This is a genomic window from Bacillus sp. FSL P4-0290, from assembly GCF_037975435.1.
In the GTDB taxonomy this organism is placed as follows: Bacteria; Bacillota; Bacilli; order Bacillales; family Bacillaceae; genus Bacillus; species Bacillus subtilis.
Genome location: NZ_CP150253.1, coordinates 4,096,878 through 4,122,278 on the forward strand (window position 1 = coordinate 4,096,878; position 25,401 = coordinate 4,122,278).

Here is a 25,401-nt window from a genome sequence, read left to right on the forward strand (position 1 = left end):
TCCTACCTGTCACACCTTTAGTAAGATGAAAAAAAGTAGGTTATGGCTTGACAAAAAATATATATTAATTAATAATTCATATATAATTAGAATTATTATTGAAAGCGATTATGCTTTCTAATACATTTTTAGGAGGAATATACATTATGTCTTTAATCGGTAAAGAAGTACTTCCATTCGAAGCAAAAGCATTCAAAAACGGTGAATTCATCGATGTAACAAACGAAGATTTGAAAGGCCAATGGAGCGTATTCTGCTTCTACCCAGCAGATTTCTCTTTCGTATGCCCAACTGAGCTTGAAGATCTTCAAGAACAATATGCTGCTCTTAAAGAATTAGGTGTTGAAGTCTACTCTGTTTCTACAGATACTCACTTCGTACACAAAGGCTGGCATGACAGCTCTGAAAAAATCAGCAAAATCACTTACGCAATGATCGGCGACCCATCTCAAACGATCTCTCGCAACTTCGATGTTCTTGACGAAGAAACTGGCCTTGCTGACCGCGGAACATTCATCATCGATCCAGACGGCGTTATCCAAACTGTTGAAATCAATGCAGGCGGTATCGGCCGTGACGCAAGCAACCTTGTAAACAAAGTAAAAGCAGCTCAATACGTTCGTCAAAACCCAGGTGAAGTTTGCCCGGCTAAATGGGAAGAAGGCGGCGAAACTCTTACACCTAGCCTTGATCTAGTAGGTAAAATCTAAGGAGTGCATTCAATTGGTACTTGATGCAAACATCAAAGCACAATTAAATCAATATATGCAGCTAATTGAGAATGACATTGTTCTCAAAGTTAGCGCAGGCGAAGATGACACTTCTAAGGACATGCTGGCTCTCGTTGATGAGCTGGCTTCCATGTCATCGAAAATTTCAGTTGAAAAAGCTGAATTAAACAGAACGCCAAGCTTCAGTGTCAATCGTGTCGGAGAAGACACTGGCGTGACTTTCGCCGGTATCCCTCTGGGCCACGAATTCACATCATTAGTGTTGGCGCTGCTCCAAGTGAGCGGCAGACCGCCTAAGGTGGACCAAAAAGTCATTGATCAGGTGAAGAAGATCAGCGGTGAATACCACTTCGAATCTTATATCAGCCTGACATGCCACAACTGTCCTGATGTTGTACAAGCTTTAAACATGATGAGCGTGCTGAACCCGAACATTACGCACACGATGATTGACGGTGCAGCATACAAGGCAGAAGTTGAAAGCAAAAACATCATGGCAGTGCCGACCGTTTACCTGAATGGCGAATCCTTCGGAAGCGGCCGTATGACGCTTGAAGAAATCCTTGCGAAAATGGGCAGCGGCGCAGATGCATCTGAGTTTGCTGACAAAGAGCCGTTTGACGTTCTTGTTGTTGGAGGCGGACCTGCTGGTGCAAGTGCAGCGATCTACACTGCACGTAAAGGCATCCGCACTGGGGTTGTCGCTGAACGCTTCGGCGGACAGGTTCTCGACACCATGAGCATCGAAAACTTCATCAGCGTCAAAGCGACGGAAGGACCGAAGCTTGCGGCAAGTCTTGAAGAGCATGTGAAGGAATATGATATTGATGTCATGAACCTTCAGCGTGCGAAACGCCTTGAGAAGAAAGATCTGTTCGAACTTGAACTCGAAAACGGCGCTGTTCTGAAAAGTAAAACAGTGATCCTTTCAACAGGTGCACGCTGGCGCAATGTCAACGTACCAGGTGAACAAGAGTTCAAAAACAAAGGTGTCGCATACTGCCCGCACTGTGATGGGCCATTGTTTGAAGGCAAAGACGTAGCGGTAATCGGCGGCGGAAACTCTGGTATTGAAGCAGCGATTGACCTTGCAGGTATTGTCAATCATGTTACTGTGCTAGAGTTCGCACCGGAACTGAAAGCAGACGAAGTCCTGCAAAAACGTCTCTACAGCCTGCCTAACGTTACTGTTGTAAAAAACGCACAAACAAAAGAAATCACAGGTGATCAGAGTGTTAACGGCATCACATATGTAGACCGCGAAACAGGCGAAGAAAAACACGTTGAACTTCAAGGTGTATTCGTCCAAATCGGTCTCGTGCCAAACACAGAATGGTTAGAAGGAACGGTTGAACGCAACCGCATGGGCGAAATTATTGTCGACAAACACGGCGCAACAAGCGTACCAGGCTTATTTGCTGCCGGCGACTGCACAGACAGTGCGTACAACCAAATTATTATTTCTATGGGATCAGGTGCAACTGCCGCCCTCGGCGCGTTTGATTACCTAATCCGTAACTAATATAAGAAAGCCGCTATATTGCCAGATTGGCAGGATAGCGGCTTTCTTTTTTATTCCAATAATATTGCAAGTTTTATACAACTGTAATATAGTTGTAATGTTAGTGAATGGTCACTTCACACTCAGCATATTTGCTGTTTTTAAAGCGATACGCACTGATTTTCTATTTAACGTGCCCTGATACTTTTTGACCTTTTTTTTCAGATCTTTAATGGTTTTTTCCTTTTTGGCATTTTCTAATGCCATCAGCGCTTCCCAGCGTTTCGCTGTTTCTGTGGAACTGCAGCCGCTAACTGTAGTCACAGGCGGAAGAAGCTTCGTGTTAGATAGTTTTTCGTCAAAAGGAACGGTATCAGGAATCGCTTTCTCTTTATAAATATGGTCTAATTCATTTTGATTCAAGAAGCTGATGAAATGGTCAAAGTTTTGCGCTTGCCGTTTCTCAGGCTGATGAAAATCAAGTGTTTCAATTAATTCTGACAGTTTTGTCTGATCGGTTATCTCATTTGCCATGACATGCGTTAATTGATGGTACTCAGCTAATTCACGCATTCTGGCATCTTTCGGAAGCAACAGGCTCGGTGTACCGGCAATCGTCGCTGCGATATTTCCATGCAGCCTTGCGCCAAAGCTCAAATCAGCTTTTCTCAGGAAATCCAGCCAAGTCGGCACATTTAAAAAGAATCGGACTCTATCATTCTGATAAGCCGGGTCTTCCATGCTGACCGGATAATTATCAGCAGGCTTCGCTAGCGCAGGCGCACCCGCATACGTCAGAATCATTTCTTTTCGCCATTGCGGGATAAAGTAATGATTCGGGAACTCTTTCATGCTTCTCGTAATAAAGTCCAGCACATGCTTTGGAGACAGCCTTGATGAGTTAACCGTCACCATAGATTCTGTTGTGATATTAGTTTCTCTTATCTTCAGTTCTCTGCCAAACGCATACATAGAAGGACACCCAATCACCGTATGGTCAATGCCTTCACGGAAGCCTAATCTGGAAAGGTATTTCGCTGTAATTTCACCCCGGACACCGATCATATTTGATCTCTCCAGCACAGCACTTACAAACGCTTTTACATCCTCATCAAAAGGAAAACCTTCATTTAATTTTGGTTCAAACGGAGCCCGCAAACCAACACCAATCACAACAACCGGAATGGTTAGTTTCTTAATTAATTGGGTATATTTCCGTAAAGAAGGCACGAAATCCTCGCGGAATGCATCTGCCAGCGGAATAATATACATATCATAATTTTTATTAATTTGTTCAGCATCCGCTGGATTAATCCGATAATAATCAGGAGTAATCGTCGTTCCTTCTGTCATCAGCGTGCGAAACACACTGTAGGCATATACTAGGTTTCCTACGTTGCCGCCAATGGAGTTGCGAACAATCATTTCAGCTGCATTAAATGTATCAAATGGTGATATGCCAGCTCTTATTAAAATGTTTTTCAATGTGATGTTGCCCCTTCCTCGCCAAATTTTTTTCAGGAGATTTGCTTAGGGAACTCTATCATGATCTTAAAACTTCAGCCGGACACCCGCTTTCATCCCTTTTTACTCACAAACTCTCTCCCTTTCTTCCATTCTAATATTAAATTATACAAAAAAGGATCTTACAGGTGAAATCATAACATAGCAATCAGCGCTAGTAATCTATTCCCATTATTGGATATCGGGTCTGGTCATGCCAAAAACCCGAACCAGGCACTCCGGTAAAAGTGCTCGATTCGGGCCAGCTTCTTATAGTTCCTCGCCATTTGTTTGAATGACATTTTTGTACCACTCAAAGGAATCTTTCTTATACCGCTTCATGGATCCGTTTCCTTCATTGTCACGATCAACATAGATCATGCCGTAGCGTTTTTTCATTTCGCCAGTTGTGAAGGAGACAATATCAATAATGCCCCACGGCGTGTAGCCGATTAAATCAACACCGTCGTAAGTGACCGCTTTTTCCAATGCTTCAATATGCGATTTTAAATATTGAATGCGTTCCGGATCATGAACTTTGCCGTCCTCCCCCAGCGTATCCACTGCGCCAAAGCCATTTTCAACGATGAATAACGGGATTTGGTATCGGTCATAAAAACGATTTAACGTATATCTCAGCCCGGTTGGATCAATCGCCCATCCCCAGTCACTCGAAGTGATGTACGGATTTTCGACACCATTCGGCAAGCCGCCATTTACAATATCGCCAGTGTTATCATTTTTCACATCGCTTTTAACAGTTGTTGACATGTAATAGCTGAAGCCTAAGTAATCGACGGTTCCGTTTCTCAAAATCTCATCATCGCCGTCTTCGAATGTGATGTTGTAGCCTTCGCGTTCAAATTCCTTCAACGCGTAGCTTGGATAATAACCGCGAACCTGTACATCAGGGAAGAAATAGCGCTGCCTCATTTCTTCTTCAGCCAGCATCACATCTTCAGGATTGGAGGAGAAAGGATAAATCGGCACGTGTGATACCATGGCCCCGATCTGGAACTCTGGATTGATGTCTTTTCCTTTTGCCACAGCTAATGCGCTCGCCACTAATTCATGGTGCGCCGTTTGATACATGACTTCCTTGGCGTTTTCGTTTTCGTCAACCACAACACCTGAATTCGTCCATAGGAACAACGGATTGTTCACATCCATTTGGTTGTTAATCTCGTTAAATGTCATCCAGTACTTCACTTTATCTTTGTAACGGGTAAAGCAAGCCTCTGCGAAGTTGACGAAGAAGTCCACGACTTTCCGGTTTCTAAAGCCGCCATATTCTCTTGCCAGGTGCAGCGGCATTTCAAAGTGAGACAGGGTAATGACCGGCTCGATCCCATGCTTCAGCAATTCATCAAACACATCATCATAAAACTGCAAACCAGCTTCGTTCGGTTCAGCCTCATCGCCTTTCGGAAAAATCCGGCTCCAGCCGATGGACGTCCGCAGACATTTTAATCCCATTTCCGCAAACAAAGCGATATCTTCCTTGTATCTGTGATAGAAATCAATGGCTTCATGGTTTGGATAAAATTCGTTTTCTTCAATCGTGTCCGTGATTTTTCTCGGCACGCCGTGCGCACCCGCTGTCATCACATCGACGACACTCGGCCCTTTACCGCCTTGATTCCATCCGCCTTCAAATTGGTGGGCAGCTAAAGCACCGCCCCATAAAAAATCCTTTGGCATGTTTCCCATGTTTAATTCCTCCTCAGCTTACGACTGTAAATATTTTTTGATGTAATGCACTTTCCTCAATCTCTTCAATGAAAGCTTATCAAACTCAACAAGCACTTCGCCTTTTTTCGGTATCGCCTTCTTTTACCTTCAAGGAAAAAGACGTGCCGTCTAATGTCACTCTATCCAGTCCGATGTGCGCAAGCAATTCGACGCCGGACGCTGAACGCAGGCTTTGTAGGCGCCACCATGACAACCGTAATGACGCCGGGATGGTAGCATCGATTTCACGATATCCTTCGCTTTAGGGGTAGACCGCTTCAGCACCAATCGAAGTCTGGTAGCGCAGCGAGAAGCCCCAATCACATTCTCTTCCCCGCCTACGGCCTCTAAAATGTCTTTTGCTAGTCTCGTATAATCTCTCACTTTCCCCGACATTTTCACCCACCCCTTTGTTTTGGTTACGCTTTCATTATAATTGTACCGGTATAATTTATCAATGCCGAAACAAAATATTAACGCACTAACTATCATTGTAAGCGGTTTATGCTATAATTTTGACAAGTGAAACTAAACGAATAAATGAGGAATGCGTATGTTAAAATACCAGCAAATCGCAACGGAAATTGAAACATATATAGAAGAACACCAGCTTCAGCAGGGAGACAAACTGCCAGTCCTAGAAACCCTCATGGCCCAGTTTGAAGTCAGCAAAAGCACCATCACAAAGTCCCTCGAGCTATTAGAGCAAAAAGGCGCGATCTTTCAGGTCAGAGGAAGCGGCATTTTCGTCAGAAAACATAAACGAAAAGGCTATATCAGCCTTCTGTCGAATCAGGGATTTAAAAAAGATCTCGAGGATTTCAACGTCACCTCAAAAGTCATCGAACTGGACGTGAGAAAGCCAACACCGGAAGCGGCGGAAAACCTGAACATCGGAATGGACGAGGACATCTACTATGTCAAAAGGGTCCGCTACATCAACGGCCAGACCCTTTGCTACGAAGAATCCTATTACACCAAATCCATCGTGACGTATTTAAACAACGAAATCGTCTCCCACTCCATCTTCCATTACATCCGGGAAGGACTGGGGTTGAAGATTGGTTTTTCTGATTTGTTTCTGCACGTGGGCCAGCTTAATGAGGAAGAAGCGGAATATTTGGGATTAGAGGCTGGACTGCCGAAGCTGTATATAGAAAGTATTTTTCACCTGACAAATGGGCAGCCGTTTGATTACTCGAAGATTTCGTATAATTATGAGCAGTCGCAGTTTGTGGTACAGGCTAATAGTTTTTTATTATAGGGCTCTTCACTACGGTAGGTGGTCGACATGTACAAAATTATCATTCCTGCCATACTAGCCATCTTTGCGCTCTGGATACTCTTACAGATTTCACTAGAGATGAGCATCGTTAAGAATCCAATGAACTACTTTATCGTATTCATTATCTTTTTCCTCTTTGTAAAGATGGTGAAAGAAAAACAATAATAGTTTGCTTTGAACAGGAAACCAGATTTAACATCTGGTTTTTTTGTGTTTCACTTTATTCACTCGTTTCAATTGTCTATAAAAGCAGTTATGCGGTACTATCATATAAAGGTCCAATGATGAAAAACAATGACATACTTTTAAATTCACCTTATCATGCACATGCTCATAAAGAGGGGTTTATTCTAAAAAGGGGATGGACGGTTTTGGAAAGCAAGTACCTAGATCTACTCGCACAAAAATACGATTGTGAAGAAAAAGTGGTAACAGAAATCATTAATTTGAAAGCGATATTGAACCTGCCAAAGGGCACTGAGCATTTTGTCAGTGATTTGCACGGGGAGTATCAGGCATTCCAGCACGTGCTGCGTAATGGTTCAGGACGAGTCAAAGAGAAGATACGCGACATCTTCAGCGGTGTCATTTACGATAGAGAAATTGATGAATTAGCAGCATTGGTTTATTATCCGGAAGACAAACTGAAGTTAATCAAACATGACTTTGATGCGAAAGAAGCGTTAAACGAGTGGTATAAAGAAACGATTCATCGAATGATTAAGCTCGTTTCATATTGCTCCTCCAAGTATACCCGCTCCAAACTGCGCAAAGCACTGCCTGCCCAGTTTGCTTATATTACGGAGGAGCTGTTATACAAAACAGAACAAGCTGGCAACAAGGAGCAATATTACTCCGAAATCATTGATCAGATTATTGAACTTGGCCAAGCCGATAAGCTGATCACCGGCCTTGCTTACAGCGTTCAGCGATTGGTGGTCGACCATCTGCATGTGGTCGGCGATATTTACGACCGCGGACCGCAGCCGGATAGGATTATGGAAGAACTGATCAACTATCATTCTGTCGATATTCAGTGGGGAAATCACGATGTCCTTTGGATCGGCGCCTATGCCGGTTCCAAAGTGTGCTTGGCCAATATTATCCGCATCTGTGCCCGCTACGACAACCTGGATATTATTGAAGACGTGTACGGCATCAACCTGAGACCGCTGCTAAACCTGGCCGAAAAATATTATGACGATAATCCAGCGTTCCGTCCAAAAGCAGACGACAACAGACCAGAGGATGAGATTAAGCAAATCACCAAAATCCATCAAGCGATTGCGATGATCCAATTCAAGCTTGAGAGCCCGATTATCAAGAGACGGCCGAACTTTAATATGGAAGAGCGGCTGTTATTAGAGAAAATAGATTATGACAAAAACGAAATCACGCTAAACGGAAAAACATATCAACTGGAAAACACCTGCTTTGCGACGATTAATCCCGAACAGCCTGATCAGCTATTAGAAGAAGAAGCAGAAGTCATAGACAAGCTGCTATTCTCTGTACAGCATTCCGAAAAGCTGGGCCGCCATATGAATTTCATGATGAAAAAAGGCAGCCTTTATTTAAAATATAACGGCAACCTGTTAATTCACGGCTGTATTCCTGTCGATGAAAACGGCAATATGGAAACGATGATGATTAAGGATAAATCATATGCGGGCCGTGAGCTGCTTGATGTATTTGAACGATTCTTACGGGAAGCGTTTGCCCACCCGGAAGAAACCGATGATCTGGCGACAGATATGGCCTGGTATTTATGGACAGGCGAGTATTCCTCCCTCTTCGGAAAACGTGCCATGACGACATTTGAGCGGTATTTCATTAAAGAAAAGGAAACACATAAAGAAAAGAAAAACCCGTATTATTATTTACGCGAAGACGAGGCAACCTGCCGAAACATCCTAGCAGAATTCGGCCTCAATCCAGATCATGGCCATATCATCAACGGCCATACACCTGTAAAAGAAATCGAAGGAGAAGACCCAATCAAAGCAAACGGAAAAATGATCGTCATCGACGGCGGCTTCTCCAAAGCCTACCAATCCACAACAGGCATCGCCGGCTACACGCTGCTATACAACTCCTACGGCATGCAGCTCGTCGCCCATAAACACTTCAACTCCAAGGCAGAAGTCCTAAGCACCGGAACCGACGTCTTAACGGTGAAGCGATTAGTGGACAAAGAGCTCGAGCGGAAGAAAGTGAAGGAAACGAATGTTGGTGAGGAGCTGTTGCAGGAAGTGGCTATTTTGGAGAGTTTGCGGGAGTATCGGTATATGAAGTGAGGGGTGTGGGGTTCAGAGATGACTTTCTCTGGGCTCTTTTTTGCGGTTTTTCAATATCTCATTCAACTAAGTCTGGTTGTCCGCTCATTCAACAATAAGAAAATATTTCAAATGCTCAAATGAACTTTTGAAATATTTCGATAAGTTGATTTTTCGTATTCATTTTCTTTCCCCTTATCTAAGATAAAGTGATAAAAAATAGTTTACTTTAAAACAATAGCTTTATGACCAACCGTATATTCCCAAAAATTCTAGTACAACAAATCCATGGTAACGTATTTGAACACGAAATCGTTTCCCACTCAACTTCCATTATATCTGGGGAGGATTGAAAGTGAAATTGATTTTTCTGATTTGGTTCCGCATTTTGTACTCGCATTCACTCAATTATAAGTCAAAAAAACAGAGTGTCATGCAAATGACAATTATTGGTGCCAGAATAAGAAATGCTAATTTATAAGACCCTCACGTAAGCCATTAGATCTACAGACCTCATCTAAACCAATAACCAAATAAGTGTATCAAGTGAGGTAAATGAATAAGGTAGATCCCATAGAAAACGAGGAGCGTACCAATTGATACGCTCTTTTTTTTACTCTTCTTAGATCTTAGCCATGAAATAGTCCTTTAGGGAGATTAAAGAATCTTTTTCATATTCGTCAGTAACTTTTTGCAAGTGTTTTTCAATACTTAGAACCTTTTTTTTATAGAAGTCTTGTCCTAGATCTTCTTGAGAAAGCCAGTACTGGTTTAACTCCTTTAATTCAAACAAAAATTTAGTTAAACCATAAACACTGCGGTAAGCTACATATTTTTCAGCTTTCAAGCAATCTGGTACAACTAAAGTAATATTGTGTGAAGACAAACTTTCAACAGTATTACTTGATATCTCTTTATCCAATGTGAGTAAAAACATCTCTTGAGCGCCTGTACGTTTCATTTCTTCAGGTACTTCCTGCCATCTTTCCCTTAGGGTTGTTTTCATTGACACTAACGCACATTTTCTTCTTTCAGTGTTATACTCAACAACCCCAGGAATTACAAAGTCTACTAGTTTTCCTAATCTTTCAGTGTTAAACAATTTTGAACCAATTACACCTTGGTTATCAAACATTATCCCACAACGTGTCAATATCGTTTCCATGATAAATTCAAACTCATTACCTGCTCTAGACCTTCTTGAATTTGTATGACTCTTTGATAACTCAAATAAATGACTCCCATGATGATCTAAAAAGTTGGCTAGAATGTCTTGGACATCCTCAACTGTTAACACCGCTTCATCACCTTGTTGGGAGAAATACTTCATAATGCTCGGATCTTCTTTAATCAAAGTACCCATCAGCACCTTATCTAGCTCTTTTTCTAGCAACTGGTATTTCTCCCAACATTCTTTTCTCAAATAAAACAAAATTTCATTTGCATTTTCTAAGAAAAAAGAAGAATCCTTTTCATTATACGGTGATTCCTTCATCACTAAATTTAAAAGAACATCAGAACGAGGAATCATGGTGCCCCTGTTCGATTTAATAATATTTTTAAACTCGCTTATATTCATTTGATCATTCCTATCTTAGGTATTTATTCTTATTTTGTTATATTTATGTAACTATTTCAATCTTTTATCAACAAAAATCTAGACTTATACAACTGTTTTATGTATAATTTGTGATAAAAACAGGACAAGATGTCCGAGGAGTGACACTTATTGTATAGTTTAGAAATAAAAAACAAAAGACAAAGACTAGGCTTAACACAAAAGGAGTTTGCTGATGCGCTAGGTTTATCCAAAAACGGTGACCGTACATTAAGAAGATGGGAAAATGGAGAATCCGAACCCTCTATGCTTGAGTTCCAATCAATTTTAAACTTTCCAGAAGAACCACCATTTACGAATCCCAAAAAAGTTAAATTCAAGACAATCGATTTGTTTGCTGGAATAGGCGGTATTAGATTAGCTTTCCAAAAGCAAGGTGGACAAACTGTATTTACTTCTGAATGGGATAAGTTTGCAGCAAAAACTTATAGAGTGAACTATGGCGAAGAACCGCATGGTGACATTACTCAAATTGACGAAAAGGAAATACCTGTACATCATATACTATTAGCGGGTTTCCCTTGCCAACCATTTTCTCAAGCAGGTTTAAAAAAGGGATTTGAAGATACTCGTGGAACTCTATTCTTTGATATAGCAAGGATCATTAAAGAAAAAAGACCTCAAGCTTTTCTTCTTGAAAATGTGAAACAGTTAAAAGGACATAATAAAGGACAAACTTTGCAAGCAATTTTAAGAATCTTAGATGAACTCAATTACACTGTTTACTACCGTGTTTTAAGAGCAGCGGATTTTGGTGTACCACAAAATAGAGAACGAATTTACATTGTAGGATTTAACAACGACCATAAAGGTGCTGAGGTTCCATTTGAATTCCCTACACCAACATTAGAGCCAACCCGTGTAGGTGATATCCTAGAAAGAGAAGTAGATGAAAAGTACACCATTTCAGATAAATTATATGAGGGTCATCTGCGACGAAAGAAAGAGCACCAAGAAAAAGGTAACGGATTTGGTTTTTCCTTGTTTAATGAAGATAGTCCTTATACAAATACAATAAGTGCTAGATATTACAAGGACGGCAGTGAAATCCTAATTGACCAAGGTGCGAATAAAAACCCACGTAAATTAACACCTAGAGAATGTGCAAGATTACAAGGTTTTCCCGAAGAGTTTATTATACCAGTATCTGATACTCAAGCATACAAACAATTTGGTAACTCTGTTGCAGTTCCAGTTGTTGAAGCCATCGCCAAACAAATGGTTAGCTCCATTGAACAAGTAGGGGGCTTTGTTGAATTAAAAGAAGATTTTTCAAATGAAAAAGACAAACAACTAGAGTTCTTCCTTGTTTAAATAATTTCATTGTTTCATGATTATAGTGAGAGAAGCACTTCCTATCAAGTAGAAAACAAGACATTAAACTTTTAAATTTATAACAAAAAATATACTTGAATGATTTTAAGAGTCATTGTAGTGGAATTTACTATAGAAGAAAAAAAGAGGGGCTTTATATAATCAGATTCATTAAAGAGTATTTAAATACAATTAAAAGCTCGTGATACTATAAAGGATTAGTTTAATAAAGCTTTAGATCAAGCACTCTCAGCGTGTTAAAGTTAAGTAATGAATGTGGTAGGATAGAACCAACGTATTCAGAAAGGCTCACAGAAAAATTACCAATTTGATAATGATTATAAACAATAATAGTGGATGTGTTGGAGTGGAAAAGAAAGTTTGAATAAGTGATAAACATAGGGCTTCCATTTGGGAGCTCTTTATTTTTGTTGCTTCGCTTTTTCAACAAATTCAATAATACCATCGATGACCTTTTCAAAATCCTCGTTAACTTGATGTTCCCAAATTCGCAAAATTTTCCACCCTTGTTCATAATAATAGTTATTCACTGTATAATCCCGTTTAACATTTTTGTATAGTTTAGTCTGCCAGAATTCAACATTACTTTTTGGGAGGTGACCATGCACTGGGCAGTTATGCCAGAAGCATGAATCAAGAAAGATTACGACTTTGTACTTTTTAATTGCAATATCCGGTTTACCAAATAAGTCTTTAACGTTTCTTCTGAATCGAAGCCCTCGTTGCCATAATTCTTTACATATTAATTCTTCAAGCTTACTTGTTGAACGTATTGACTTCATTATTTTACTGCGTACTTTTGGAGGAAATTTATCTGCCACAGAGAGACCCTCCCTGATTATAAATATTGTTATTCCCTGTATAGCCTTTTTTCAAAAATTCGAAACGATATGCATACTATAAACCTGCGGAAAGGAATATACGTTTCGTTTGGGCAATAAATTTTAAGGTGAAATGCCGTATTTAATATGGTAGGAAAAGATAATCTCAAATCAATCAATTGAAAAAGGATTTCCAAATTAAAAGTCTCTTTTTGAAGTTAAATTTCATAAATTATACTGCTTTTTGTAGTAAAATACTTAATGTACCCTTTCTTTACTTGTGATCCTCCTTAAGCTTCTGTTAATTCTCTTTTTAGTCTCAAATAAAGTGTTGATAATGTTCTTGTTTCGAACCTAAATAAAGTGACCTCCAGTAAATTCACCATACGGTCAATATCAACATGATAGTAGACTTGAATAAACAGCTATGGCGAATTTAAATTTTCACTCTTAGTAACTGGGTTATAGTTTAATTATCTCTTCTTGACATAGCCAAATTAAAGGGTATTCTTACATTATTATCTATTGTTAATCTTATTAACCTGCAAGTTCTGCTGTTCTAAAATCACTAATAGATTCTCTTTACTAAAACCTCTTTTACTTATGTAAGGCTCAGCGTGGTCTAAACTTATTAGGAATAAATCTATCTACATATAGTCAAATCAATACTGCTTTTGGATCAAAGCAAAAAGTTTATTTTGAAATATTTTTTTAGAAGCTCCCTCTCTACTTTTAAGAATATGCCAATTTTTGGTCTAAACACTTTAAACTATTATTAATCTTAGATATATAAGTATAGTTTACTTCCTTTTTATAGTTAAATACTTAAGTATTTAGAAATATAAAATTTTTCTATTATTTTATTTAGGCAGCTTGGTTTCAAAATTCTATGTTTTTAACAATTAACCCCTGAAACACTTATGAACTTATAAAGAAATACATGTTAAACAATTAATTAACCATCTATTAAATCTTGATTTTCGCAAACGGATTTTTTTAGCATCTCGTATTTTATCTCTTCAACTAAATCAAGTATCTTATTTATTATGGGTTTGATTTGATCAAACATTTTTAGTATTTCCTTACCATTAAGGTAACTAAATTTGCAACTTTTTTCTTCATATAGCTTACCTAGGGACATATTCCATAGCCAAGTCAGTATCCCCATTATCCACTTCATAAAATCTATCAAAGACATTTCCAAGAAAATAAATATTCAGCAAAGGAATCTAACTGTGATATAAAGGAGTTTAATTGATTTTAGTTCTACTTTCAAAACCTCAGCCTCTGTGTTATCAAATACTTGATCATATTCATCACTAATATTATCGATAATGTCGAATAAGCTCCCATCTACTCTTTAAACTTAGCCCATTCTTCCTGTGGAAAAATAGCCTGTTCAATATTAAATAATTCAACTTCAGGGAGTATAGGGTGGTTCTCCAATAAAAGTAAAGAGATTATATCGTAGGATTTCTAATATATCCCCCATAACACTCGTATTTCTTCCATCTTTAGAATATAATCTGATGTAGCATATCTAATAGATTTAGATTTTATAGTTTCAAAAATATTATTATTTATTCTTGTTACATGATCATTATCCTGCGATCCTATATATGCCCTTATTATTTGTCATTACTAACTTGACGTGATTAGAAAAATTAAAGTAAATATTTAAGGCATTGAATTTTTGTCTTTCGAGAGTATTCAAATACCAGTTTATTTGTTTATATGCATCAGGGCTACCAAAAGAATTCTTTGGGATATTTAAAACTATATTCACTGGAATGTCATAGGGTATTTCCTTTATAAAACTTAATAGCTCTCCGTGGGTTGTAATGTTATAAGTAACAATATTTATGAAATTGGCATTCTTAAAATCATCAATTACAGTTTGAAAACCGTACTCGTCAACTGACAAAACGACATCCGCTGATATAGAATTTAATATATAATTAGCCATACCTTGCTCCTTCAGAATTTTAATAAACTATGAGGAAAATGGTGCTCTTAAAATTTTTCATATCAGATCTATATTCTGCTTCCATTTCTGCTAACAATTCTTTTTGAGCAGATATCATTATCCATATACCTCTTAAAAAATATGTAATTTAATCGAAAAAGTTAGATACATTCTCTATATCAAGTTTTTTTGAAGTTTTAAAATGTAAATTCAGAACTAATCTGTTGATACCTAAATTTGTCTGAATTTCCACCAATGTTATGAAGTTGATTAGTATAGTTTCTACATTAAGGTTAAAGGGTATCCTCTTCTGGAGCCTAAGCATGTTTTCTAATGTCAGATTTTATTAAGTTCCATAAAGCTAAAATACTATGTTTCTTAGCATTTAATATGCCTACAGCCTCTTGAAAGCTATATGAGCATTCATTTAGATAACCCCGTCTATAATGGAAAGATTAGTTGGTTAAAATTTAAAAACAGGGATAAGAAGCATAAATAGGTAGTCTATTGAGTGCTTTCCCCAAAAATTCTAATAAGTTATTTGGTTTGCTCTCTACTAAACACTCGATTGACTCTTACCAAAATTAAAAAGGATCTGAGAGATGTTGATATAAAGTTAAGGGAAGTAGTTGAACTTCAAATACAAAAGTTATTCCTCCTGATTGGTAAACATTCTGTTAGAGAAAACAAAAACACTTACTGCTGCTTTTAGTAAAGCAAATCACCATTAGATTAAAAAATGATAGTGAATGTCAAATCATAAAATTGAACTTAAATTATTGATTCGAGAACATTTACACTTATCCACTTGTTTACATGCTCCTAATAATATCCACCTTATCTTCAGATTTTTTGCCTCTATTTATGATACGGCTCCCCACGATTAATCCGAAAAGCCCGATAAATCTGCTCCACCAGAATAAGCCGCATCAACTGATGAGGGAACGTCATTTTCGAGAACGACAGCTTTTCATCCGCTCGCTTCATCACTGCGTCGCTCAATCCGAGTGATCCGCCGATGACGAAGGTGACTTTGCTTTTTCCATATGTAGCCAGCTTATCTATTGTATCGGCTAGTTCTTCGGATGTTTTCATTTTTCCTTCGATGGCGAGGGCGATGACGTGGGCGTCGGGGCTGATTTTGGATAGGATGCGGTCGCCTTCTTTGTCTTTTATGATTTTCATGTCCTGGTCGCTTAGGTTTTCCGGCGCTTTTTCGTCCGGGAGTTCGATGATGTCGATTTTTGCGTAGGCCGAAAGACGTTTGGTGTATTCTTCAATGCCTTGCTTGAGGTATTTTTCTTTTAGTTTTCCGATTGTCACAATATTGATATTCACAGGTCATCCCCACTTTAAAAACAAGTTATTCATATATGTTGTCCACAATTGTGGATATCTTTTCTGTATTTTGTGTAAGATCATTCGTTCCCCACTATATATACTGCGGGGTCTCCACATAATTCACAGGCTGTGGATAAACTGTTAGTATGTTCGATTTTTCTGATTTCGGGCGGCAGCTCGTGGTCGTCTATGTACATATCCAGCACCGTTTCGATGTGTTCTTCACAGGAATAATACGCTTGTTTCATGTTCAAATCCTCCGATGTTTTCTTCCATTTTTACAAATGTTCTCTTCTCAATATAACCTATTTATTCACATGTTAGTAGTGCTTCGGGCTGAGTTTTATCCACAATTCGACAAACAAGCTGTTGATGACTCTATTTCGCCCGTATGTTAGTTTGGATGTAACCGATGTGTGGGGAGGTTTGCATTTGCGCTTTAGATGGGTTTGGCTTTTTGTGATCATGTTGCTGCTTGTTGGGTGTCAGCCGTCTTATTGGGTGTTGGAGAAGGATCGAATCGGTGAAGGCAGTCCAGACTTAGAAATATACGCTAATTACCTTCAAATACATGATGATGTAAAAGGATATCAAGTCTTCACCATTTTAGAAGGGAGAAAAATGGTTATTGTGTCTCTCGGAAGCAGCGAGAAAGATAAGAAGCTTGAAGTGTCAGACGTCAAATTCTCATCTAAAGAAACGATTGTAACTGTGAAACGAAAACCTGCTCCTACGGCAAATGAGAAAAACCCTTATATTTTGATTGGACTGGACAAAATCGAAGGGGAATTCATTGTACAGGATGAAAAGGGAAACCGCTTTGAAGAAACGGATTATCAGCAATAAAGCCGGCGTTCTGAGAACGTCCGGCTTTTTCTTTTACTTCAATGTCCCATGCGGGTCGATGACGAATTTTTTGGCTGCGCCTTTGTCGAAGTCGCTGTAGCCTTTTGGCGCGTCGTCCAGAGAAATGACGGTGGCGTTGACTGCTTTTGCGATCTGCGCTCTGCCGCTCAGGATCGCTTTCATCAAATTGCGGTTGTATGTCATGGCGGGCGTTTGTCCGGTGACGAAGGTGTGGGCTTTGGCCCAGCCGAGTCCGAAGCGGATTTTTAATGAGCCTGTTTTGGCGTCCGCATCCTTTGCGCCGGGATCTTCGGTCACGTATAAGCCTGGAATGCCAAGGCTGCCTCCGACCTGGGTGACGTCCATGATCGAGTTCAGCACGGCGGCAGGCGCTTCTCCTTGATTGCCGTGCCCAGACGCTTCAAAGCCGACACAGTCCACTGCGGCATCAACTGTCGGTTCACCTAGTATTTGTTCAATTTGCTCGCCGAGGCGGTCGTGTTTTTGTACGTTGACCGTTTCACAGCCGAAGCTTCTCGCCTGTGCCAGTCTGTCTTCATTCAGATCGCCGACAATCACGGTGGAGGCGCCTAGGAGCTGAGCGGAATGTGCAGCTGCCAAGCCAACAGGCCCCGCTCCCGCGATATAAACGGTTGAACCTGTTTGCACGCCCGCTGTGTAAGCTCCGTGGAAGCCGGTCGGGAAAATGTCGGACAGCATGGTCAAATCGAGAATCTTTTCTAACGCCTGTTCTTTATCAGGGAATACCAAAAGCTGAAAATCAGCGTATGGCACCATGACATATTCAGACTGGCCGCCGACCCAGCCACCCATATCGACGTAGCCGTAAGCAGATCCCGGCCGGTCCGGATTGACATTCAGGCACACATGCGTTTTCTGCGTTTTGCACATCACACAGCGTCCGCAGGCAATATTGAAAGGAACGGATACGATATCTCCTTTTTTGATAAATTCAACATCACGCCCCGTTTCAATGACTTCTCCCGTAATTTCATGCCCGAGCACCAAGCCTTCTGGCGCCGTTGTGCGGCCTCTGACCATATGCTGGTCGCTTCCGCAAATGTTGGTTGTAATGACTTTGAGAATAACCCCATGCTCACATTTTCGATTCACATTCGCCTTCGGGACGCCGGGCCCGTCCCTCAAGATTAACTCCGGATAACCGATATCCTCCACCGCTACAGTCCCTTTGCCTTTGTACACAACCGCTTTGTTTCCTGTCAACGCCATTCCTCCCATTCATGTGTTTGGACTCTCCGTCCTTGAACATGACTTCGGTTCGGCATGACTCTTTCCCTTTCTCACGACTGTTTTTTCTGTATTCTTATAACAACAAATATGCCAAGAAAGCAGCCAATAATGGTTCCGCCGATGTCTAAGAAGTCGACTTTACATCCATTTAACAAGAACACAGTAATGGCCGAAACCAGGCAGATCATAACTGCCAGAAGAATAACCCGTTTGGTTTTCATGTAATTCCTCCTTTAGATTCGTTTCTAAAACATACCCAAAATCTCTGCAAACTTCGGTTCAACAAAAAAAGAGACTTCATACCAGTCTCTTCATAAACAGAGATCACTCAAAAAATTTCCTGAGAAATAATGTGACAATACTGGTTACTAACGCAATCCCCGTATACATAACAACCCAAAACATGAATGAGCTATTGCCCGAAGCTAACGTAAATAACAATATCAAGCTCGCGATAAGGACGATGAGCGGTGCCACCCAAAACCTCTTAAATAAAAAATGACCCGCTATACCAAATACACCTGCGCTGATCGGAAAACCAAAAACGATAAATAAAACGGCGATGGCTCCCATACTAACCTCCTTGCCTTAAAACCTCTTCATCACCTCAACATCATACAGCTTCAAATGACTCTTCGGCGTCACGACATCCTTTACCTTCCCAATCTCTTTTTCTTTCATTTTCTTTCCGGTTTTCAGATTGTACTGTTCAATGTAGGCAGGCTTGTGATACGTGTATGTGAAGAAATAGAGGCTGCTGCCTTTTTGGGTGATTTCTTTGAAATCGGCTTTCATTTTGTCCGGGGAAAGGGTGAAGGCGATGCTTGTTTTTCCTGTCTTGGCATCGATTTTGTGTACCTTTCCGAAGCCGTCAATGAAATACAGGTTCCCGTCATAAGGGAAAAAGCTGTTTTTAAAGCTGAAGGGCATGGAGCTGTATATCGTTTGTTCGTCGTTTTTGTATTCGGCGATATCGTGCAGCTCTACTTTGCCGCTTTTTTTGTTGATCTTGACCATTTGATAGAGATTGTGGGCTTTTTGGCCGCGAACCATAACATAAACAGCTTGGTCGTCCACAGCAAGCTGGGATTCGACTGAGGCTCCTTCCCGGTACTGCCATTCCGTTACTTTGTGATAAGTGAGCTTCTTTTGATCTGCTTGAATCTGAAGGAGCTGATAGCCTTTTCCGTCAGCTGTCGGGACGAGTGCGTAAATGGCGCCATCATGAAAACCGGAGGCTCGGATGTAGTAGGGGATGACGTCTTTTTTCCACTCTCCGTCCATTTGGCGGTACAGCTCTGAGCGGTATCCTTCTTTCTTTTTGTCGTAGCCGGAGTTGTATAAGGTGTAAAAGCCGTCCGTGTTTTGCAGAAAGCCTGCGCTGTCCCCTGTGTGCTGATAGGTTCTTTTATGAGATCTCAGGCCGTCTTTAATCGTATAAATCGTGTTTTTGTCCTCCAGCATCACGCTGTCGCCGTGAACCTTGGCTGATCCCAGCTCAAGGCCCTTCATCTGAAATGAAGACAGCGACCCATCCTGGCTGATAAACAGGGCGTAGCTTTTCCCGCCGCCAAATGCATCTTGATCTGCAGAGGATGAGAAATACAGCAGGACTTCTTTGTCATCCAGGAAATCGGGGTTTCTGAGATCCTGCTGACTCACGGTTTTATGGCTTTTGAGAGGAGAAATGAAGACAAATAGTGCGATTCCTGCGAGAATCAGCATGGCGATGGTAATCATCCACTTTTTCATATCCTTCTCCTTAGTAAATGGTCATGATGGTTGTCGTATACGAAGAACTTGTGATGTCGCGCGGATACACGCCTAAGCCTCCGTTGCTGTCTATATCAATGCCTGCTTTCAGCAAAAAGGCAGACCATAGGAGCTTTGAACAGTTTTTGGCGCCGTCATGGCCGGTATTTCTGTTATTGACGAAGTTAAATGAGTATGGGTCGCCCACTTTTGATACCGCCCAGTCGGCAGCAGCTGTTTTTTGAGATGAGGATACGCTGACGGTTTGCACAATGGAGTTGTCTTCCACGTCTCTGGCATTATAAGCGATCTGCCTGACGCCGTCGCTCGGGACAGATTCAACAATTTTGTCAGCAGCGGAGTACATGCCGACGTGGCCGTGATTGTAGTAGGCTGTGTAGGAGTTCGTGTAATAGATATTGCCTTTCGCGCTTGTCGGGAGTTTTTTCGTGCCGGACGAGCCGCCCATGATAGACATGCCGCTTTCCTTCGCGAGCCGGTCTCCCTCTGCTTTATCAGCCGTGATTTCCTTATAGAACTGTTTTAGGATAACGTCCTGCTTTACGTGCTGCTGTTTGGCAATCTGGCTGGCAGATTTCATGATTTCTTCCGGTGTCGTGCCTGGCTGCAGTGCGGCGATTTCTTCAGCATAATTTGTGGTCTTTACGGCTTTGGCGGGAGTAACAAACAGGCCGCCGCACATTGTAAGCGCTACCAAAAACATCGACACTCGTTTCTTCAACTTCATTACATCTCCTCTTTTCTTGTGAGTGTAGGAAAGGTAATTTCCTCACCCACATTATATTAGGAAAATAAGGAAAGTAACTAGGTTATTTACAGAATTTTTAGAAATTGTTTACAGAAAAAGGCCTTTATCAGGCCCTTTTCGTTAAATCTTCTTGCTCATCACTACGTCTGTTTCTTGAAATCCGGTTTGCTCATATAGCTTTCGCGCCGTCTGATTATGGGCAAAGACATGAAGGGACAGCTTGCGGATTCCCATGCTGCGTGCCGTTTGATCTAATGCCGCCAATGCTTGCTTTGCGTAGCCCTTTCCCCGATACGGTTCATATAACCCAAAATCATAAATAAACGCTTCCTGCTGCGGATGCTCCGGTTCAGCATGTATCCAGAGCCAGCCAACGGTATCCTTTTCATTCAGCTTGAGGCTCCACAAATGGTGATGGGGTGTTTCCAGCCCTCTCGGAAGCAGATCAGTAAACGCCTGCTTAGACAAAAGCTGTGCATCTTCAGGTAGCCATGTTCCCGCTTTTACCTTTTCTTCCGCGTAATGCTTTGTTGTGTATGTGAGATAAGACCGAAATTCTTCTGACTGCATTGGGGTCAGCATGATTGTCATATCATCTCTCCTTCATATATTGACTAGAGGATTTTACATAAAATAGAAAGAGGTGTTACTATCAGAATAAGCAACTGAGATTGATAAGTCACTAGAGAAAGGAGTTTCACATGAATAAGATCGCACCCGCAGAAATCGCTAGCATGCTCAACGATTGGTACCTTGCTATCAAGAAACATGAAGTGGAAGAGTCCTCCCGTTTATTTGAAGAAGTGAAGCCTTTATTGGATGACATGGAAGAGGATCAGGAGGTGCTTGCCTACTTCTCCTTATTGGAACTGCGCCACAAGGTTTTGCTTCACGAGGCGAGAGGACAGGGCTTTCAGCATGAGGAGCCTTCTCATATGAATGCTACGTCTGACATGCTGAAATATTACTTTTTTCTGTTTGAAGGCATGTATGAGGCCTATAAAAATAATTATGACATTGCCATTGGGCTGTATAAAGATGCAGAGCAGTATCTCGACAACATTCCCGATCCGATTGAGAAAGCTGAATTTCACCTGAAGGTCGGAAAGCTCTATTATAAGCTGGGACAAAATATTGTGTCCCTCAATCATACACGGCAAGCGGTCAAAACGTTCAGGGAAGAAACCGATTATAAAAAGAAGCTGGCTTCAGCCCTGATTACCATGTCAGGCAATTTTACAGAGATGAGCCAGTTTGAAGAAGCTGAGGCTTATTTGGACGAAGCAATTCGGATCACGAGTGAATTAGAGGATCATTTTTTTGAAGCCCAGCTTTTGCATAACTTCGGCCTTCTTCATGCGCAAAGCGGCAAATCAGAAGAAGCGGTTTCGAAATTAGAGGAGGCTCTACGGAACGAAGAGTATGCCCGCTCCGCCTATTATTATCATTCTGCCTACCTGCTGATACGAGAGCTGTTTAAGATCAAAAAGAAAGAACAGGCCTTATCTTATTACCAAGAAGTGAAGGAAAAATTGAATACTGAGCCGAATAGAATATGTGAGGCAAAAATAGACATTTTATATGCCATTTATGCAGAAGGGGGTCATGCGGAAACGTTTCACTTATGCAAACAACATATGGATGACTTGTTGTCCAAGAAAGAGTATGACAGTGTAAGAGAACTTTCCATTTTGGCTGGCGAACGGTATAGGGAACTTGAGCTTTACAAAGAAGCTGCCCACTTTTTTTATGAAGCATTACAAATTGAAGAACTGATTAAACGAACGGAGGTTATATAAATGAAAAGATTTCTGATTGGCGCAGGCGTCGCAGCGGTGATTTTATCAGGTTGGTTTATTGCAGACCATCAAACCCATTCACAGGAAATGAAAGTCGCTGAGAAAATGATTGGATAAATGAAAAACCCCCGCGGGTGCGGGGATTCAATTTAACGAAAGAATCCTAAAACGGTTTGTAGTTTTAGGATTCTTTCATCTTTTCAGCGTGATTGAAAACCCTTGAAGTCTAGGAAGAACGAGCATTGGAGCGCAGCGAATGTTTGGAATTCGTGAGCACCGAAGCGCAGGCCTGACAACGAATGCGAGGGTTTGTCGACACGCTGAAACCCCCGCGGGATGCGGGGGTTTTCTTATTACAGCAGCTTCTTCCCTAACAGGGATTCTACGAGCTCTACTGCTGTTTTGCCTGTTTTGTTTTTGTGATCAAGGATCGGGTTAACCTCAACGAATTCGGCTGAGGTAATGATGCCTGCGTCATACAGCATTTCCATAGCCAGATGGCTCTCCCGGTAGCTGATGCCGCCGACGACAGGGGTTCCGACACCCGGTGCGTCGTTCGGATCAAGTCCGTCCAGATCAAGGCTCAGATGGACGCCATCACATGCTGATAAATAATCAAGGGTTTCTTCAATGACCTTTGTCATGCCAAGACGGTCGATTTCGTGCATTGTGTACACCTTCATGCCGCTTTCCTTAATGTACTTGCGCTCCCCTTCATCAAGTGACCGGGCGCCAATGATGACGACGTTTTCCGGTTTGATTTTAGGCGCGTAGCCTTCAAGGTTAACCAGTGACTCGTGGCCAATGCCGAGGCTGACCGCGAGCGGCATGCCGTGAATATTGCCCGATGGTGAAGTTTCAAGTGTATTTAAATCGCCGTGCGCGTCATACCAGATGACGCCGAGATTATCGTAATGCTTAGCTGTGCCTGCAAGCGTGCCGATCGCAATACTGTGGTCACCGCCCAGGACAAGCGGGAATTTTTTCTCTTCAATGACTTTGTTGACCTTTTGCGCGAGTTTTTCATTTCCCGCCAAAACGGAATTCAGGTTTTTCAGTTCCTCGTCATTTTTGATTTTTTCGCGGTTGATCGGAATGTCACCGAGATCTTCAACCGTATACCCCATGTCTGACAGCCGCTCGATCAGATGAGCGTACCGGATGGCACTCGGGCCCATATCTACTCCGCGTCGTGCTTGTCCTAAATCCATTGGCATTCCAATAACCGAAATCGTTTTATCCATCTGTGATTCCACCTCAACATTTAAGATAATGTCCTATGCGGGTTCTAACAAAGATGACTTACGGACAAGGTTTTAAAGCTCTAGCTGACGATTCGCCTGCTGGCGTTTTTTAATGACAACATGATAAATGATGTAGCAAATGACCATAAATGGTACGCCGCAATACAGCGCGATACGCTGCTCCGGATCAAATGCAAGACTGATGAGCACGACCGTATTTAATGTTAGGCCGATCAGCGGAAGCACCGGGTACAGCGGTGTTTTAAATTTCAAATCTTCTATCTTCCCGCCTTCGCGGATATATTTGCGTCTAAACATGATTTGGGAAAGCGAGATCGTAATCCAGCCGACCTGCGCGCTCATACCCGCCAAAGATAACAGTACCATATATACAGTTTCAGCCTGCGCAAACTTTGTCAGAAGTGATAGGCAGGCCACAGCCATCGTTACGATTAACGAGTACATCGGTACACCGCGCTGATTTGTTTTTCCGAGCGCTTTGAAGGCCTGTCCTTCATTCGCCATCGCGTACAGAATACGTGTCGATGCGTATAAACCTGAATTCGCAACAGATAACAGCGCGATTAAAATAACAAAGTTCATGATATCAGCTGCATATGGGATTCCGATTTGCTCAAATACGGCAACAAATGGACTTTCCACGACTCCAGCCTGTTTCCACGGAATCATGCCGGCAATGACAATGATGGAAAGCACAAAGAACACAAGCGTTCTCCATACTGTCTGTTTGATTGACCGTGGAATCGTTTTTTCAGGGTCTTCACTTTCTCCTGCTGCAACCCCGATCAGCTCAGTCCCCTGAAACGCAAAGTTCACAGTAATCATCGTAATCAGCATTGCCTTTATGCCGTTCGGAAATAACCCGTCTTCATAAAAATGTGTCAAAAACGGCGCCTGCTCTCCACCCTTCAGATCAATCAGGCCAAACATGGCAGCTCCGCCGAGAATAATAAATAAAAGGATAATCAAAATTTTAATGCCTGAGAACCAGAATTCAGATTCCGCAAAGGCTTTTGTGGTGATCGCATTTAAAATAAACATCAGTGCCGCAAAGACCAGACACCAGATCCACACGTCTATATGCGGAAACCAGCGTTGCATCAGCTGCCCCGCTGATAAAAATTCAATGGCGCATGTAACCGCCCAGCCGAGCCAGTACAGCCAGCCGAACGCAAACCCGAAGGCCGGGCTGATAAATTTTGTCGCATAGGTCTGGAAGGACCCCGACACAGGAAAGGCGACTGCCAGCTCTCCTAAGCAGAGCATCGTCAAAAACATGATAAAGCCGCCCACTAAATAGGACAGAACCGCGCCGAGCGGTCCCGCTTGGTTAATGGTAAACCCGGTTCCAAGGAAGAAACCGGTTCCGATCACTCCGCCCAATGAAATCATGAACAAGTGGCGCGATTTCATTGTCCGCTGGAGCTGATTTCCGTTATCTTGGTTTGTATTCACATTCTGCACCCCTTCAGCAACTTGTATTGGATCTAAGCTGGAACATCTGCATGGTGCTATCCCAGTTTGCTGTCCAAAGAGTCTCTATCTATTTAATATAAAATTCACTTCTTCTCATAAAGATACATTATACTA

At 41.5% G+C, this 25,401-nt stretch carries 25 protein-coding genes and 1 pseudogene; 9 read left to right on the forward strand and 17 right to left on the reverse strand.

The features are described 5' to 3' along the window. The first annotated feature begins 146 nt into the window (after positions 1–146). Positions 147–710, forward strand: coding sequence for an alkyl hydroperoxide reductase subunit C (gene ahpC / locus MKY10_RS21410; protein WP_003243686.1), 564 nt, complete (start codon positions 147–149; stop codon positions 708–710). A 13-nt stretch (positions 711–723) separates the two neighbouring features. Then, a complete protein-coding gene (gene ahpF / locus MKY10_RS21415) occupies positions 724–2,253 on the forward strand; it encodes an alkyl hydroperoxide reductase subunit F (RefSeq protein ID WP_003226996.1) in 1,530 nt (509 codons plus the stop codon). A gap of 111 nt (positions 2,254–2,364) precedes the next feature. Here the strand turns inward: ahpF and MKY10_RS21420 are convergent, their stop codons facing one another. From MKY10_RS21420 to MKY10_RS21435, 4 genes and pseudogenes are all read right to left on the reverse strand, one after another. Then, positions 2,365–3,717 carry a polysaccharide pyruvyl transferase family protein gene (locus tag MKY10_RS21420; RefSeq protein WP_015385145.1) on the reverse strand — a complete coding sequence of 451 codons (1,353 nt, stop codon included), beginning with the start codon at positions 3,715–3,717 and terminating at the stop codon, positions 2,365–2,367. A gap of 288 nt (positions 3,718–4,005) precedes the next feature. Continuing rightward, on the reverse strand, positions 4,006–5,445 hold the full coding sequence (gene bglA / locus MKY10_RS21425) for a 6-phospho-beta-glucosidase BglA (protein ID WP_044052412.1): 1,440 nt from the start codon (positions 5,443–5,445) through the stop codon (positions 4,006–4,008). A gap of 85 nt (positions 5,446–5,530) precedes the next feature. Next, the gene (locus MKY10_RS21430; protein WP_224588604.1) at positions 5,531–5,680 is read right to left on the reverse strand and encodes a PTS glucose transporter subunit IIA; all 150 of its coding nucleotides are present in this window, start codon (positions 5,678–5,680) and stop codon (positions 5,531–5,533) included. A gap of 23 nt (positions 5,681–5,703) precedes the next feature. Further along, positions 5,704–5,862 (reverse strand): annotated as a pseudogene (locus MKY10_RS21435) (PTS transporter subunit EIIB); the annotation flags it as partial. A 157-nt stretch (positions 5,863–6,019) separates the two neighbouring features. On the opposite strand from MKY10_RS21435, the gene MKY10_RS21440 reads away from it, so the two are divergent. The 3 genes from MKY10_RS21440 to fbp all read left to right on the forward strand — a co-directional run bounded on the left by MKY10_RS21440 (position 6,020) and on the right by fbp (position 9,048). Then, positions 6,020–6,730, forward strand: coding sequence for a GntR family transcriptional regulator (locus MKY10_RS21440; protein WP_003226988.1), 711 nt, complete (start codon positions 6,020–6,022; stop codon positions 6,728–6,730). A gap of 27 nt (positions 6,731–6,757) precedes the next feature. Further along, complete coding sequence (locus MKY10_RS21445; protein ID WP_009968424.1) at positions 6,758–6,916, forward strand: hypothetical protein; 159 nt, start codon at positions 6,758–6,760, stop codon at positions 6,914–6,916. A gap of 206 nt (positions 6,917–7,122) precedes the next feature. After that, positions 7,123–9,048 carry a fructose-1,6-bisphosphatase gene (gene fbp / locus MKY10_RS21450; protein WP_142743350.1) on the forward strand — a complete coding sequence of 642 codons (1,926 nt, stop codon included), beginning with the start codon at positions 7,123–7,125 and terminating at the stop codon, positions 9,046–9,048. Positions 9,049–9,649: 601 nt separating this feature from the next. On the opposite strand, the gene MKY10_RS21455 is transcribed toward fbp, so the two are convergent. Then, positions 9,650–10,606, reverse strand: a complete 957-nt coding sequence (locus MKY10_RS21455) for a type II restriction endonuclease (RefSeq protein ID WP_114523579.1) — start codon at positions 10,604–10,606, stop codon at positions 9,650–9,652. Positions 10,607–10,756: 150 nt separating this feature from the next. On the opposite strand from MKY10_RS21455, the gene dcm reads away from it, so the two are divergent. Next, the gene (gene dcm / locus MKY10_RS21460) at positions 10,757–11,959 is read left to right on the forward strand and encodes a DNA (cytosine-5-)-methyltransferase (protein WP_114523578.1); all 1,203 of its coding nucleotides are present in this window, start codon (positions 10,757–10,759) and stop codon (positions 11,957–11,959) included. Positions 11,960–12,381: 422 nt separating this feature from the next. Here dcm and MKY10_RS21465 read toward each other — a convergent pair whose 3' ends face one another. The 4 genes from MKY10_RS21465 to MKY10_RS21480 all read right to left on the reverse strand — a co-directional run bounded on the left by MKY10_RS21465 (position 12,382) and on the right by MKY10_RS21480 (position 16,356). Then, entirely contained in the window at positions 12,382–12,801 is a 420-nt protein-coding gene (locus tag MKY10_RS21465) for a very short patch repair endonuclease (RefSeq protein ID WP_339226011.1), read from the reverse strand. Between the two features lie 1,600 nt (positions 12,802–14,401). Continuing rightward, positions 14,402–14,767: a hypothetical protein gene (locus tag MKY10_RS21470; RefSeq protein ID WP_114523575.1), complete on the reverse strand. Its 366-nt coding sequence runs from the start codon at positions 14,765–14,767 to the stop codon at positions 14,402–14,404. An 858-nt stretch (positions 14,768–15,625) separates the two neighbouring features. Beyond that, entirely contained in the window at positions 15,626–16,105 is a 480-nt protein-coding gene (gene rlmH / locus MKY10_RS21475; RefSeq protein WP_003226975.1) for a 23S rRNA (pseudouridine(1915)-N(3))-methyltransferase RlmH, read from the reverse strand. 80 nt (positions 16,106–16,185) lie between these two features. Continuing rightward, positions 16,186–16,356 (reverse strand): CxxH/CxxC protein, encoded by a 171-nt coding sequence (locus tag MKY10_RS21480; protein ID WP_003219122.1) that lies wholly within the window; start codon positions 16,354–16,356, stop codon positions 16,186–16,188. A 184-nt stretch (positions 16,357–16,540) separates the two neighbouring features. Here MKY10_RS21480 and MKY10_RS21485 point away from each other — a divergent pair, with 184 nt between their 5' ends. Beyond that, complete coding sequence (locus MKY10_RS21485) at positions 16,541–16,954, forward strand: hypothetical protein (protein WP_114523574.1); 414 nt, start codon at positions 16,541–16,543, stop codon at positions 16,952–16,954. A gap of 33 nt (positions 16,955–16,987) precedes the next feature. Here MKY10_RS21485 and fdhA read toward each other — a convergent pair whose 3' ends face one another. The 6 genes from fdhA to MKY10_RS21515 form a co-directional block, all read right to left on the reverse strand. After that, positions 16,988–18,214, reverse strand: a complete 1,227-nt coding sequence (gene fdhA, locus MKY10_RS21490; RefSeq protein WP_003226972.1) for a formaldehyde dehydrogenase, glutathione-independent — start codon at positions 18,212–18,214, stop codon at positions 16,988–16,990. A 62-nt stretch (positions 18,215–18,276) separates the two neighbouring features. After that, positions 18,277–18,447: a hypothetical protein gene (locus MKY10_RS21495; protein WP_047183481.1), complete on the reverse strand. Its 171-nt coding sequence runs from the start codon at positions 18,445–18,447 to the stop codon at positions 18,277–18,279. Positions 18,448–18,550: 103 nt separating this feature from the next. Continuing rightward, on the reverse strand, positions 18,551–18,799 hold the full coding sequence (locus tag MKY10_RS21500; RefSeq protein WP_029318550.1) for a DUF2651 family protein: 249 nt from the start codon (positions 18,797–18,799) through the stop codon (positions 18,551–18,553). 15 nt (positions 18,800–18,814) lie between these two features. After that, positions 18,815–19,978, reverse strand: coding sequence for a hypothetical protein (locus MKY10_RS21505; RefSeq protein ID WP_029318549.1), 1,164 nt, complete (start codon positions 19,976–19,978; stop codon positions 18,815–18,817). A gap of 10 nt (positions 19,979–19,988) precedes the next feature. After that, positions 19,989–20,726: a YiiX/YebB-like N1pC/P60 family cysteine hydrolase gene (locus MKY10_RS21510; protein WP_003243470.1), complete on the reverse strand. Its 738-nt coding sequence runs from the start codon at positions 20,724–20,726 to the stop codon at positions 19,989–19,991. 141 nt (positions 20,727–20,867) lie between these two features. Further along, positions 20,868–21,338, reverse strand: coding sequence for a GNAT family N-acetyltransferase (locus MKY10_RS21515; RefSeq protein WP_029318548.1), 471 nt, complete (start codon positions 21,336–21,338; stop codon positions 20,868–20,870). 110 nt (positions 21,339–21,448) lie between these two features. On the opposite strand from MKY10_RS21515, the gene rapG reads away from it, so the two are divergent. Both rapG and MKY10_RS21525 read left to right on the forward strand, forming a co-directional pair. Then, on the forward strand, positions 21,449–22,546 hold the full coding sequence (gene rapG / locus MKY10_RS21520; RefSeq protein ID WP_029318547.1) for a response regulator aspartate phosphatase RapG: 1,098 nt from the start codon (positions 21,449–21,451) through the stop codon (positions 22,544–22,546). Beyond that, positions 22,547–22,663, forward strand: a complete 117-nt coding sequence (locus MKY10_RS21525) for a Phr family secreted Rap phosphatase inhibitor (protein ID WP_003226961.1) — start codon at positions 22,547–22,549, stop codon at positions 22,661–22,663. A gap of 236 nt (positions 22,664–22,899) precedes the next feature. Here the strand turns inward: MKY10_RS21525 and rocF are convergent, their stop codons facing one another. Next, complete coding sequence (gene rocF / locus MKY10_RS21530) at positions 22,900–23,790, reverse strand: arginase (RefSeq protein ID WP_003226959.1); 891 nt, start codon at positions 23,788–23,790, stop codon at positions 22,900–22,902. A gap of 72 nt (positions 23,791–23,862) precedes the next feature. Then, positions 23,863–25,266 (reverse strand): amino acid permease, encoded by a 1,404-nt coding sequence (locus MKY10_RS21535; RefSeq protein ID WP_014481465.1) that lies wholly within the window; start codon positions 25,264–25,266, stop codon positions 23,863–23,865. Positions 25,267–25,401 lie beyond the last annotated feature (135 nt).

What these genes read in the sequence shown, in the direction of transcription:
- bglA (WP_044052412.1), bottom strand. Translation starts at nt 5,445, where the DNA reads ATGGGAAACATGCCAAAGGATTTTTTATGGGGCGGTGCTTTAGCTGCC.
- rapG (WP_029318547.1), top strand. Translation starts at nt 21,449, where the DNA reads ATGAATAAGATCGCACCCGCAGAAATCGCTAGCATGCTCAACGATTGG.
- MKY10_RS21510 (WP_003243470.1), bottom strand. Translation starts at nt 20,726, where the DNA reads ATGAAGTTGAAGAAACGAGTGTCGATGTTTTTGGTAGCGCTTACAATG.
- MKY10_RS21480 (WP_003219122.1), bottom strand. Translation starts at nt 16,356, where the DNA reads ATGAAACAAGCGTATTATTCCTGTGAAGAACACATCGAAACGGTGCTG.
- MKY10_RS21455 (WP_114523579.1), bottom strand. Translation starts at nt 10,606, where the DNA reads ATGAATATAAGCGAGTTTAAAAATATTATTAAATCGAACAGGGGCACC.
- MKY10_RS21445 (WP_009968424.1), top strand. Translation starts at nt 6,758, where the DNA reads ATGTACAAAATTATCATTCCTGCCATACTAGCCATCTTTGCGCTCTGG.
- ahpC (WP_003243686.1), top strand. Translation starts at nt 147, where the DNA reads ATGTCTTTAATCGGTAAAGAAGTACTTCCATTCGAAGCAAAAGCATTC.
- MKY10_RS21470 (WP_114523575.1), bottom strand. Translation starts at nt 14,767, where the DNA reads ATGGCTAATTATATATTAAATTCTATATCAGCGGATGTCGTTTTGTCA.
- MKY10_RS21515 (WP_029318548.1), bottom strand. Translation starts at nt 21,338, where the DNA reads ATGACAATCATGCTGACCCCAATGCAGTCAGAAGAATTTCGGTCTTAT.
- MKY10_RS21505 (WP_029318549.1), bottom strand. Translation starts at nt 19,978, where the DNA reads ATGAAAAAGTGGATGATTACCATCGCCATGCTGATTCTCGCAGGAATC.
- rocF (WP_003226959.1), bottom strand. Translation starts at nt 23,790, where the DNA reads ATGGATAAAACGATTTCGGTTATTGGAATGCCAATGGATTTAGGACAA.
- MKY10_RS21500 (WP_029318550.1), bottom strand. Translation starts at nt 18,799, where the DNA reads ATGGGAGCCATCGCCGTTTTATTTATCGTTTTTGGTTTTCCGATCAGC.
- MKY10_RS21525 (WP_003226961.1), top strand. Translation starts at nt 22,547, where the DNA reads ATGAAAAGATTTCTGATTGGCGCAGGCGTCGCAGCGGTGATTTTATCA.
- MKY10_RS21440 (WP_003226988.1), top strand. Translation starts at nt 6,020, where the DNA reads ATGTTAAAATACCAGCAAATCGCAACGGAAATTGAAACATATATAGAA.
- MKY10_RS21495 (WP_047183481.1), bottom strand. Translation starts at nt 18,447, where the DNA reads ATGAAAACCAAACGGGTTATTCTTCTGGCAGTTATGATCTGCCTGGTT.
- fdhA (WP_003226972.1), bottom strand. Translation starts at nt 18,214, where the DNA reads ATGGGAGGAATGGCGTTGACAGGAAACAAAGCGGTTGTGTACAAAGGC.